Raw genomic sequence first — 239 nt, 5'->3', positions numbered from 1 at the left:
CATCAAGGGTTTCATCGACATGATCGTCGAACACGACGGCCGTTTCTGGATCGTCGACTGGAAGTCGAACCACCTCGGCACGACGCCGGACGCCTATGGCCCGCGCGCGCTCGACATTGCGATGGCCGATCACGCGTATCACCTGCAGGCGCTGCTCTATACGGTCGCGCTGCATCGCTACCTGCGCGGCCGGCTGCCCGATTACGACTACGACACGCACATCGCGGGTTACCTGTACC

1 protein-coding gene is annotated in these 239 nt (G+C 62.8%); it reads left to right on the top strand.

The window, feature by feature from the left end; genetic code table 11:
* Window positions 1-19: 19 nt before the first annotated feature.
* On the top strand, window positions 20-239 hold a 220-nt coding region (locus AAEY87_RS14380), incomplete at its 3' end, for a PDDEXK family nuclease (protein ID WP_350657657.1).

This window comes from Psychrobacter sp. S1-30-MNA-CIBAN-0213, from assembly GCF_040309845.1.
Taxonomy (GTDB): domain Bacteria; phylum Pseudomonadota; class Gammaproteobacteria; order Pseudomonadales; family Moraxellaceae; genus Psychrobacter.
The sequence above is the reverse complement of the archived record's forward strand: the minus strand, read 5'-3'. Positions and strand labels throughout refer to the sequence as shown.